This window comes from Kitasatospora sp. NPDC058406 (assembly GCF_042722765.1).
Classification (GTDB): domain Bacteria; phylum Actinomycetota; class Actinomycetes; order Streptomycetales; family Streptomycetaceae; genus Kitasatospora.
Map to the genome: position 1 here is coordinate 1 of NZ_JBHXKE010000302.1, position 9685 is coordinate 9685.

The following is a 9685-nucleotide window of genomic DNA, read 5'->3' on the forward strand; positions in this document are numbered from 1 at the left end:
CCCTGCTCGACCCCGAGGCCCCCACCGGCATCCTGACCCGCCCGGACGCCTTCTACCTCACCGCCGTCACCGTCCACACCGCCCGCGCGACCGGCCCCCGGTAGCCGTGACACCGGCCCCGCCGACCGGACCGGCACCGACCAGTAGGTCCCGCTCCGGCTCGCTCATCACGCCTCCGCCTCCCCCGCCGGGTCAGGGACGCTGCCGCGCGGACACGGGGAGCGGCCGGCCCCGTTGCCCCGGTCGGCTGCGGCGCCGAGTTCGGCCCGGACACGCTCGGTGTCCCGGTCGTGGATGTCCGCCCTGCCGTGCAGGGAGGGGCGTGGGCCGGCTCGGCGCCGGTGGTTGCGCTCCAGTGCCCAGGCTACGAGGACGATCCACAGGGCGAGAGCGGCGAGTCCGGCCATGACGGCTCCTCGTTGGGTTTGGTTCGGCGGGATGCTTCAGGTGCCCCGAGGGGACGCAGCAGCGGACAGGTGAGGTCACGGCAATGGTTTTGAAGAACGTGTGGTGGAAGGTTCCGCCGCGGCCGGCCCGACGCAGGTCTGTGATCCCTTGGTCCCGCCGCAGTGGTGAGGGAGGTGACCAACAGGGGCAGGGGCGGAAGGTGTCGTCGCCGTGTTCATGGCCCACCCTGCTGCCACTATGGCCCGATGAACAGATCCAATGAGGTCACCCCCAGCCGGTCCAAAGCTGCTGGGGCCGACTTCCTGCATCTGACGGTCGACGAGGCGCCCCGGCGCAGGAAGGCCGACTGGCTGGCCCGGCAGATCCGGCTCGCGCTGGCGGACAAGCGCCTGCCGGTGGGCAGCAGACTGCCGGCCACTCGGGTCCTGGCCGACGAACTGGGCGTCTCACGCGGCGTGGTCACCGAGGCCTACCAACGCCTGATCGAGGACGGGCACCTCGCCGGACGGGGGCGCAACGGAACCATCGTCGTCGGCGCCCCCACCGCCCCGCCGACAGCAGCCAAGCCCCCGCACCTGCCGGCCCACCGCCACCACGTTCCGTGTTCGCCACCACGCCCGGCGCGGACATCTTCGACACGATGCGCACGGCCCGGGCCCGGATCGACCTCTCCCCAGGGCTCCCCGACCTCGCCGCGTTCCCACGAGCGGCATGGCTGCGCGCCGAACGCCGCGCCCTCGATCGCCTCGCGACCTCCGGCCTCGGATACGGAGACCCACGCGGCACAACGGTTCTCCGCCTGGCCGTCGCGAACTGGATCGCCCGCACCCGCGGCATCCGGGCGGACCCCGGCGACGTCCTCATCGTCGCCGGGACCGCCCAGACGCTCACCCTGGTCGGGCAGGTGCTGCACGACGACGGCATCTCCGCCGTGGCCGTGGAGGACCCCGGCTCCCTCGGGGCCCGCCAGCACCTGCACCACTGCCAGTTGGACACCCCGCCCGTCGCAGTCGACTCCGAAGGCGTGCGCGTCGATGAACTGCGTGCCACGGGCGAAGCGGCCGTCCTCCTGACGCCCGCGCACCAGTTCCCCACCGGCGTGGTCCTGCGCGGCAACCGACGCAGCGAACTGATGCACTGGGCCCGAGAAGAGGGCGGACTGATCATCGAGGACGACTACGACGCCGAGCACCGCTACGACCGGACCCCGGTACCCGCGCTGCGATCCGTACTCACCGAAAACGTCTTCTACGCCGGCAGCGCCTCGAAGCTCCTCGCCCCGGCATCAGCGAAGGAGTGGAGACACTCGCCGACGTACTGCGACATTTGCCCTGACAGCCCGACCCGAGGGAGTCCCCCGGAGGACAGAGACCCTCGCGCGCCTACCACGACAAGAAGATCGGCCAGGGCAAACGGCACATCCGGGCACTCCTCTGCCTGGCCAGACGCCGGACCGACGTCCTGTTCGCAAAACCAGACCGGCGATGCCGTGCCGGTACCCGCGTCTGCGGGGGGAACCGGGCGCTGCCGGTGCCGTTCGGGGCTGCCGGTGCAGCCAACAACACCGACCTCGACATCGCCTTGAGGACCGCCTCGTGGAGGAGTAGGGGCCGAGTGGGTCGTCCCGCCGGGCGTCGCCGGTAAGGGCGAACGCCTGACAGCGGCAGCCGCCGAAGTCCCGCTGCGGGCAACTGCGGCACGGCTCTTTCATCCAGGCGGTGCCCCCGGTAGGCGTTGAAGGCCTTCGAGTGCTCCCAGATCCACTCCAGGGAGTGGTCCCCTGTGTTCGGCGGGTCGAGTCCCGGCAGGCTGTGGGCGGCCGGACAGGGCAGAGCCATGCCGTCCGGCGCCACGGTGAGCGAGATGGCTCCCCACCCGCCCATGCGACCCATTCGCGGCCGGGGCCGCGTGGCAGCAGGACGGCGCCGACCCGACGGGAGTAGGACGACGACTACCCTGATCAAACCATTGTTCGCATGTTGAGAGGCTGGTTGCCCATGTTCCTGGGTCTACGAGTGGTGGTGTATCCGGCGCCCGACCTCGCCGCCGGCAAGGCGTGGTGGACCTCGGTCCTCGGTATGGAGCCCTACTTCGACGAGCCGTTCTACGTCGGCTACAACGTCGGCGGCTACGAGCTGGCTCTGAGCCCGCGTGCCGACCTCGCCGACGGCCCCGTGACCTACTGGGGCGTCGCCGACGCCGACGCGGCCCTGCAGCAACTCGTCACCGCGGGAGCAACCGTCAAGGAAGGGGTGCGCGACGTCGGCGGATCCATCCGCGCCGCATCGGTGACCGATCCGAGCGGATCAGTCATCGGGATCATCGAGAATCCGCACTTCGCGCTCCCGGAAGTCGCCCGGCAGGCCGGCGACGGCCCCGGCCGATAACGCGACCCCTGACCAGTGCGGCGTTGCCGAGCCGCCGGAGCACCGCAGCCTGACCGACACCCGCACGGCCGGCCTGGAGAGCGAATGCGGCTCCAGCCCCGACCGGACTGACGATCTGCTGGACCCCGTGCCAGTCACCTGGCGCCGCCGCCTGCACTGCTCGGATCGCCCCGGCCGGGCCGCGACCGTTCACCTCTCCGTTCCTGGCCCGGCCGTCGAACTCGGCGTCGGCGGCGCGCCGGGAGCGCTGATCCTGGTCGACGGCGATCGTCAGGTGGGGCTTGACCGGACCTCCGAAGCCGCCGTCGCGCACGATGACTGGCAGGAGTGTGGTGAATGGCGCGACGCCGCGGCCCCGGCCAGTGCACCGCGGCGTGCCCCAGCCGGACGCCGCTGGGCCCTCACCGGCCTATCTGTCAGTCGCAGTCGCGGCAGATCGGCTTGCCGTTCTTGAGGCGTGCGAGTCTGCTGCGGTGGTGGACGAGGAAGCAGTTGATGCAGGTGAATTCGTCGTTCAGGACCGGTTGCACGGCGACGGTGAGTTCCTCGCCCGACAGGTCGGCGCCGGGGAGTTCCAAGCCTTCGGCAGACTCGAGCACGTCGACGGCGTCGATGGTGGAGGCCGACTTGTCGCTACGGTGGGCCTTCAGCTCCTCGATGCTGTCGGTCGAGCCGTCGTCGTCGCTCTTGCGCGGAGCGTCGTAGTCGGTTGCCACAAATGGGTCCTTGTCGTCTGGGGGTGGGGTACCGGCACAGGCAGGCTTGCGGGACTGTCCCGCGGCCCCCGTGCCGACGCCGGGTCTGGATGGTGTGCGGAGTGTAACCGAGGCTGTCGAGCCAGGACCCGTATCGCTTCGTGTCCCTCATCACCAGGGAGGCAGGCCGGGGCGGGCGAGAGTGACGACCGGGGGCCACGGGAGCGCCGGCGGCAACCAGCTCTCCCGTCTCACCGAGGCCGACCTCGCCAGCGCGCCGCCAACCTTGACGCCCCCGGCCGTGTCCAGGACGACCGAACACAGGGGCCGGGGTGAGCGGGGCATGACAGCTCCGCCCACCCTCGGGTCCGCCTTGCCAGAGCGATGGGCGGGAGCGATAAGCCGGAACGACGGGCGGGAGCGATAAGCCGGAGCGACGGGCGGGAGCGATAAGCCGGAGCGACGGGCGGAAGCGACGGGCGGGACCGGTGAGCGGGGCGGTCCGGCCGGCGTCAGAGGCCGAGCAGGTCGGCGGTGGTCTCGGCGATGGCCGGTGAGCAGGTCATGCCGCGGCCGCCGGGTCCGGTGACCAGCCAGACGCCGTCGCGCACCTGCTGGCGGTGGACGACCCGGGCGGCGTCCGCGCACTGCGCGTACACGCCTGCCCAGCGCCGCCGGATCAGGGGCAGTGCGCGGCCCAGGACGGACTCGACGAGGCCGGTGAGGTAGGCGTAGGAGTCCTCGACGACGTCGAAGTCGAACGGCTGGTCGTAGGCGTGCGTGTCACCGATGGTCAGCCCGCCGTCGCGTCGCTGGACCATCAGCAGGTGCATCCGGTGCCGGGCGGCGGTCGGGTGCTGGGGCTGCCCGAGGTCGAGGGCGTCCAGCGCCGGGCCGCCGTAGCCCGGGCAGTGGCGGAAGCTGTCCCCGTCCGCGACCGAGGTGGTGAGCTGCTCCCCCAGCGGGTCCGTCTGCATCATCTGCAACCTGACCCGGCGGACCGGCAGGTCGGGGACGAGTTCGCGCACCAGGCCGCCGAGGTGGGCTCCGGTGCACAGGACGACCGCGTCGCCGTAGTGCACCTCGCTGTGATCGTCGCGCACCGCGTGCGCGCCGACGACCTCGCGCACCTCCCGTCCCGGCAGGAAGCTGTACCGGCCGCTGGCCCGCAGGACCGCGCGAAGCGCGAGCTGGGCGGTGCGCGGTTCCACCGCGCCGTCCCGCGCGCAGTGCAGGGCCGCGAGGAACTCCCCGCGCAGGGCCGGGTTCAAAGCCCGCGCCCCGGCGGGATCCAGCAGGGTGAACCCGCGGGCCGCGGCCCCGGCGCCCCAGGCCGCGTCCTCGGCGACCGCCAGCTCCGCCTCGGTCCGCACCAGGGTGAGTGAACCGTTCGCCCGGAAACCCAGTTCCGGGACCCTTGCGCCGATCTCCGCCCAGAGCTGTCTCGCCCGCTGGGCGACCGCCAGCTCCTCGCCCTCGGCCCTGCCGCCGACCCGAACCAGGCCGAAGCTGCGGACCGAGGCGCCCCGGGCCTCGGCCTCGCGCTCGATGTGGACCACCCGATGACCGCGCTTGATCGCGTGCCAGGCGTGCATGGTTCCCAGAACGCCTGCGCCGACGACTATGACTCGCATACCCGGAACGGTGTCCCGGACCCGTTACACGCTCAGTTCTGTTCCGTGAACGGAAGGTGACATCACGTGGAGGGCCCGGACCAGTTGTCGTTTCGTCAACCCCGGCCCCGTGGGCGCTCAGAACGGCCGTACCGCCGAACCGTGCTCGCGGTACGGCGGCACGGCCGCTCAGGACGTGGTCTCGGGCGGATCGGTGGCGTGGCGCTCGCCTGCCCGGTCACCACCCGCCGCCGCAGCCGACCTCCACCGTCACGTACACCCCCGCCACGACCCCGCCCGCCGCAGGCCCGGCCCCGAAGTCCTGCCGCTCCCAGCCGTCCAGAAGAGCATCGACGGCGTCCGGGGTACGCGGATGCCACGGCAGACCGGCCTGCGCCCAGCAGGCGGCCACCCGCACGGCGCGGGCCGGTACGCCGGCGTCCGCCGCCCGGTGGCTGAGTACGAGCACGCTGCCGGCGGGCAGTTCCCGGCGCAGCGCCGCGAGCAGGGACCGGGCCTGCGGATCGCTCAGCTCGTGCAGGACGTCACCGAGGACGGCTGCCACCGGGCGATGCCATTCCAGGCCCGCTTGCTCCCGCACCGTCGCGATGAGCGAGGACGCGGCGATGTCGGCGTGCACGTGTCGGACCCGGGCGGGTGCCGGCACGTCGAGCAACGCCCGGGCGTGGGCCAGCACGACCGGGTCGCGGTCCACGTACGCGACCCGTGCGCCCGGCCGGGCGGTCAGGACGGAGGTGTGGATCGGGGCGAGCGCGGTGCCGGTCGCACCGGTCGTCAGTCCGCACCCCAGGTCCAGGAACTGCTCCAGGCCGCGTTCGGCCAGGAGCCCGACGGCGTGGTGAAGGAACTCCCGGCCGCGCCGGACCGCGTCCACGCAGGTCGCGTCCTCGGCCCGCAGACGGTCCAGCAGCGTCCGGTCTGCGGCGAGGTGGTCCTTGCCCGCGAGCATCAGGCTCGCCACCCGGGCGGACGTGGGCCGGTTCGGCCGTAGGTCTCCCCGAGGATCCGCCGACGGCCGTGGTGTGCCGGCGGCGCGGCCGTAGGAGGTGGAGTCTTCGACGTCGACCATGCCCGTGGTCACTCCCGGAGGTTCGAACCGGCCTGCGCTCCCCGTGAGTCGGGCCGCATCCCGAAGGGTGAGGTCCCGAAGGGTGACGTCCCGGACGGGGAAGTCGTCGGCCACGGAGTCGGCCAGGGGAGCGGCCGTGACGGACGTCGTCATGAGAGTCCTCGGAGATCTGGTGGTCGACGGAGCGGACACCGCGCCGACGGGGCTCGGTTCCTGCACTCTCGCGAACCGCTGAACTGTTCGGTCGAAGGAGTGGGAAACCGGCATCGAGCCCCCGCCTCGTGACACGATCGTTATGGGCTGCCCCAGTCCCCGCATCTGCCGACAACGCATCGTCACCGCGCGGATCTCCGCCGACGTCGTGCACCCGGGCCGCCGACGCAACCAGCCTCCACGTCCCCACAACCCCCTGGCCGACCGCTCGGGCAGGGCGCAGCACGGACCCGAATTCGACCGTTGCCGGGCGCACCGGACAGCCCGCACACTGTGCGCACCGGCGGCGTACCTCGAAACCCCGGCGCTGTTGCGGGTTCGGCCGGACCACCTGTACCGAACGCCTGGAGTCGGCCGGCGTCAGCTGGAAGGTCTACCAGGAGGCCGACGACGTCAACGACAACGCGCTCGCCTCGTTCGCCACCTTCAAGCAGTCCGCCCCCGGCCGGCCCCTCCACGACAAGGGGATCGCCACCGCCGCGGACCTCGTGTCGGCCTTCGGCGACGAGGTCGCGCGGGGCACGCTGCCACAGGTCAGCTGGATCGTCGCGCCGGAGCCCCTGCCCGAGCACGCGAACCACCGTCCCGCCAATGGCGAGAACCTCACGGCGCGGCTGCTCGCCACACTCGCCGCGATGAGGGCCCCCGGTCCCGAGTGCCGTCCTGTTTCGTCCTCTGAGCCGTCTCGGCTGCTGCGGCGCCGGGGGGTGGGATCAGTGGGCGGTGTCGGCCGTGGAGCGGCGCAGCCGGGGCAGGGCGTCGCGCAGGGCGTAGAGGTCGTCGATCGTGGCCTGTTCGGCGAGGCGGGCCAGGAGACGGCGCAGGACGTGGTCGTCGCGGTCGTGGACGGCTTCGGCGATACCGCGCAGCACGGGTTCGAGTTCAGGGCTGGCGCTCATCGTCTTCTCCTGTTCCGCCGGGCTGGTCGGGGGCCTGTTCCGGTGAGTGTCCACCCGTCCCGGGTGGTGGCGGACGGGGCCGCCGGGCGGCGCGGTGGTGAGGTCCTGCGCGCCGTGAGACGGGCACGCTGCGATGCTACGGCGGCGGCCCGCCGCCGGCCGGCTGCCGAGCGCGAGTCGGCGCTACTCGCGGGCGCTGGGGACCTTCAGGGGGTCACGAGGTGCGTCGGGCTTTGCGGCTTCCATCCGCTCCCCGAGTTCGGTGAGGCGGTTGCGGCCCATGGCCTTGCGGACCTCGGGGAACCATTCCTTCTCCTCCTCCTCGACGTGATGGCGCACGTTCTCCATCAGCACGCTCATCTTGGCGTCGAACCGCTCGTCCGCCGGATCGAGGCCGGCGAGCTCGGAGAGCATCCACAGCACCACGTGGTGCTCCTCCACGCTCTCCAGCACGTGGTCCTTGGTGTCCGGGGCGGCCTCCCGAGCGGCCGGGTAGAAGATCTTCTCCTCGATCCAGGTGTGGACCGTCAGCTCCTCGATCACCTTGTCGGCGATCTCCCGCTTGTGTTTGTGCGCGTCTGCGCCCGCCTTCTCGAACTCCTTGAACAGCTTCTCCACCGTCTTGTGGTCGTCCTTCAGCAGCACGATCCCGTCCATCCGGAACTCCTTCGCTCGCAGCGGCACAGGCGCCCTCGCCGCGGGGCGGCGGGGGCGCTTGTGGTGAATGGGTCAGAGGGTGTCGCGGTAGCCGCCGGAGGCGGTACCGCGCTTCTCGATGAAGTGCTTGAACCGCTTGAGGTCGCCCTTCACCTGCCGGTCGAGCATGCCGGTCATGTCGGCGGCCTTCTCGGCCATGCCACCGGGCTGGAAGTCCATCTCCATCAGGACCCTGGTGTGCGTCGCGTCGATCGGCTCGAAGCGAACCATGCCGGTCTGCCTGATGTCGCCGCTGGTGGTGCGCCAGGCGACGTGATCGTCGGCGACCTGGTCGACGATCTCGGTGTCGAACTCGCGGGACACCCCGGCGATCTTGGTCTTCCAGTGGTTGTGGCGGTCGTCGATCTGGGTGATCTCCTCGACGCCCTCCATGAACTGCGGGAACTGCTCGAACTGCGTCCACTGGTTGTACGCGGTGCTGACCGGCACGTCCACGTCGATCTGCTCCTGCACCTTGCTCATCGCTGCACACCCGCCTTCGAATCGCTTCATGGTCGAACCAGCGCCTGCCCCGACCACTTGCAGGTATGCCAGTCCCTACCAATTCGGCCCCGTACCGGACGGACCGGCAACAGGCACCATCCATTCGAGCGGCCCGGATCGGAGACGGACGGCTTCACTGCCACCGCGTGCTGCGCACACCGGTGAGGCGCCCCGGGCCGACGGTCAGAACGCGCACCGAGAACGTGGCAGGGCCGGCGGGGTGGACGGGGACAGGGGCGCCTCCCTTTCCGCCGCGGGCGGGGGCTCCGTCGTAGCCGGGCCGCGACCGTGGCCGAGTCAGGGCATCGGCACGGCTTCGAGGCACGGGTGTGTCGGACCGTACTCGGCCGGCAACGTGAGGACTTCCGCGACGGTCCCGGTGATCTGGAAGCGGTAGCGGCCGGTGGCGTCCTCGTACACGGGTTCGTGCGCCGGGCCGAGCCGGCCGGTGCGGTGCACGATCACCGTGCGGGGTGCGGCGTGGCCGCCCGGGGTGCCGGGCAGGGCGATGGCGTAGCGGGGGCAGGTGTTCATGGCGCACCGGCCCGGTGGCGGGCGGGGTGGGCGGGACCGGTGACGGCCAGGGCGGCAGAGGTCGCGGGTGTGCTGGTGACGGTCATGGTTCAGGTGTCTCGTCGTGGTGCGCTGCCGGGGGCGGGGTGAACAGGGCGGCGGTCTCGGTGATGGTCAGCAGGCGTCGGACCTGGGGGCTGGCGGCGGTGATCGTCACGGTGCGGTCGTCGGCCCGCGCCTCCAGCCGCAGCCGGATCAGGGTGTTGAGGCCGGAGCTGTCGCAGAACTCGACACCGGACATGTCGATGTCCAGACCGGTACCGCTGTGGGCGAGTGCCTGGCTGAGGACGCGGTACAGGCTCCCGGCGAGGTCCATGTCGATCTCGCCCTTCAGGTGCGCCCGGGGCCGTTTCAGCGTGGCGGTGAAGCCGACCGCGAGGCGTCCGGCCAGCAGGCGAGGTGCGAGGTGCCCCGCTCCGGCGCCGGCACCGGTGGCGTCACCCGTGCGGGGACCGGGGCGCGGGGCGCGGGCCGGGGCGGGCAGGTCCTCGGACATGGTCGTTCCTCGGGGGCTAGGTGTACTGACCACGGAGGTTGGTGACAGGGCTCACGGCGTGGTGATCTTGAAATGAGTGAGGGCCTTCTGGCTCGGTGTGGATTGCGACAT

Annotated in this window: 10 protein-coding genes and 4 pseudogenes; 4 read left to right on the forward strand and 10 right to left on the reverse strand. The window is 71.7% G+C overall.

Annotated features, from left to right (window positions below; translation table 11 throughout):
• Positions 1–167 precede the first annotated feature (167 nt).
• Positions 168–407 carry a hypothetical protein gene (locus tag ACFWOG_RS36360; protein ID WP_380363650.1) on the reverse strand — a complete coding sequence of 80 codons (240 nt, stop codon included), beginning with the start codon at positions 405–407 and terminating at the stop codon, positions 168–170.
• Positions 408–653: 246 nt separating this feature from the next.
• Here ACFWOG_RS36360 and ACFWOG_RS36365 point away from each other — a divergent pair.
• Positions 654–878: pseudogene (locus ACFWOG_RS36365) on the forward strand (GntR family transcriptional regulator); the annotation flags it as partial.
• 170 nt (positions 879–1048) lie between these two features.
• Positions 1049–1618 (forward strand): annotated as a pseudogene (locus ACFWOG_RS36370) (aminotransferase class I/II-fold pyridoxal phosphate-dependent enzyme); the annotation flags it as partial.
• 404 nt (positions 1619–2022) lie between these two features.
• On the opposite strand, the pseudogene ACFWOG_RS36375 reads toward ACFWOG_RS36370, so the two are convergent.
• Positions 2023–2291: pseudogene (locus ACFWOG_RS36375) on the reverse strand (SPASM domain-containing protein); the annotation flags it as partial.
• A gap of 93 nt (positions 2292–2384) precedes the next feature.
• On the opposite strand from ACFWOG_RS36375, the gene ACFWOG_RS36380 reads away from it, so the two are divergent.
• Positions 2385–2795: a VOC family protein gene (locus ACFWOG_RS36380; RefSeq protein ID WP_380363652.1), complete on the forward strand. Its 411-nt coding sequence runs from the start codon at positions 2385–2387 to the stop codon at positions 2793–2795.
• 416 nt (positions 2796–3211) lie between these two features.
• On the opposite strand, the gene ACFWOG_RS36385 is transcribed toward ACFWOG_RS36380, so the two are convergent.
• The 3 genes from ACFWOG_RS36385 to ACFWOG_RS36395 form a co-directional block, all read right to left on the reverse strand.
• The gene (locus ACFWOG_RS36385; protein WP_380363654.1) at positions 3212–3511 is read right to left on the reverse strand and encodes a DUF4193 domain-containing protein; all 300 of its coding nucleotides are present in this window, start codon (positions 3509–3511) and stop codon (positions 3212–3214) included.
• Between the two features lie 491 nt (positions 3512–4002).
• On the reverse strand, positions 4003–5124 hold the full coding sequence (locus ACFWOG_RS36390) for a TIGR03364 family FAD-dependent oxidoreductase (RefSeq protein ID WP_380363656.1): 1122 nt from the start codon (positions 5122–5124) through the stop codon (positions 4003–4005).
• A 217-nt stretch (positions 5125–5341) separates the two neighbouring features.
• Positions 5342–6346, reverse strand: coding sequence for an SAM-dependent methyltransferase (locus tag ACFWOG_RS36395; protein ID WP_380363658.1), 1005 nt, complete (start codon positions 6344–6346; stop codon positions 5342–5344).
• 128 nt (positions 6347–6474) lie between these two features.
• On the opposite strand from ACFWOG_RS36395, the pseudogene ACFWOG_RS36400 reads away from it, so the two are divergent.
• Positions 6475–7029 (forward strand): annotated as a pseudogene (locus ACFWOG_RS36400) (alkaline phosphatase family protein); the annotation flags it as partial.
• Positions 7030–7119: 90 nt separating this feature from the next.
• Here ACFWOG_RS36400 and ACFWOG_RS36405 read toward each other — a convergent pair.
• From ACFWOG_RS36405 to ACFWOG_RS36425, 5 genes are all read right to left on the reverse strand, one after another.
• Positions 7120–7305, reverse strand: coding sequence for a hypothetical protein (locus ACFWOG_RS36405; RefSeq protein WP_380363660.1), 186 nt, complete (start codon positions 7303–7305; stop codon positions 7120–7122).
• A gap of 183 nt (positions 7306–7488) precedes the next feature.
• The gene (locus ACFWOG_RS36410; protein ID WP_380363662.1) at positions 7489–7962 is read right to left on the reverse strand and encodes a hemerythrin domain-containing protein; all 474 of its coding nucleotides are present in this window, start codon (positions 7960–7962) and stop codon (positions 7489–7491) included.
• Between the two features lie 72 nt (positions 7963–8034).
• On the reverse strand, positions 8035–8484 hold the full coding sequence (locus ACFWOG_RS36415; RefSeq protein WP_380363664.1) for an SRPBCC family protein: 450 nt from the start codon (positions 8482–8484) through the stop codon (positions 8035–8037).
• A gap of 318 nt (positions 8485–8802) precedes the next feature.
• Positions 8803–9039 (reverse strand): DUF6296 family protein, encoded by a 237-nt coding sequence (locus ACFWOG_RS36420; protein WP_380363666.1) that lies wholly within the window; start codon positions 9037–9039, stop codon positions 8803–8805.
• Positions 9040–9121: 82 nt separating this feature from the next.
• On the reverse strand, positions 9122–9574 hold the full coding sequence (locus tag ACFWOG_RS36425; protein WP_380363668.1) for an STAS domain-containing protein: 453 nt from the start codon (positions 9572–9574) through the stop codon (positions 9122–9124).
• Between the last annotated feature and the right edge of the window lie 111 nt (positions 9575–9685).

Excerpts from the sequence above, each read along its gene's own strand:
- ACFWOG_RS36360 (WP_380363650.1), bottom strand. The coding sequence starts at position 407 with ATGGCCGGACTCGCCGCTCTCGCCCTGTGGATCGTCCTCGTAGCCTGG.
- ACFWOG_RS36380 (WP_380363652.1), top strand. The coding sequence starts at position 2,385 with ATGTTGAGAGGCTGGTTGCCCATGTTCCTGGGTCTACGAGTGGTGGTG.
- ACFWOG_RS36390 (WP_380363656.1), bottom strand. The coding sequence starts at position 5,124 with ATGCGAGTCATAGTCGTCGGCGCAGGCGTTCTGGGAACCATGCACGCC.
- ACFWOG_RS36395 (WP_380363658.1), bottom strand. The coding sequence starts at position 6,346 with ATGACGACGTCCGTCACGGCCGCTCCCCTGGCCGACTCCGTGGCCGAC.
- ACFWOG_RS36405 (WP_380363660.1), bottom strand. The coding sequence starts at position 7,305 with ATGAGCGCCAGCCCTGAACTCGAACCCGTGCTGCGCGGTATCGCCGAA.
- ACFWOG_RS36410 (WP_380363662.1), bottom strand. The coding sequence starts at position 7,962 with ATGGACGGGATCGTGCTGCTGAAGGACGACCACAAGACGGTGGAGAAG.
- ACFWOG_RS36415 (WP_380363664.1), bottom strand. The coding sequence starts at position 8,484 with ATGAGCAAGGTGCAGGAGCAGATCGACGTGGACGTGCCGGTCAGCACC.
- ACFWOG_RS36420 (WP_380363666.1), bottom strand. The coding sequence starts at position 9,039 with ATGAACACCTGCCCCCGCTACGCCATCGCCCTGCCCGGCACCCCGGGC.
- ACFWOG_RS36425 (WP_380363668.1), bottom strand. The coding sequence starts at position 9,574 with ATGTCCGAGGACCTGCCCGCCCCGGCCCGCGCCCCGCGCCCCGGTCCC.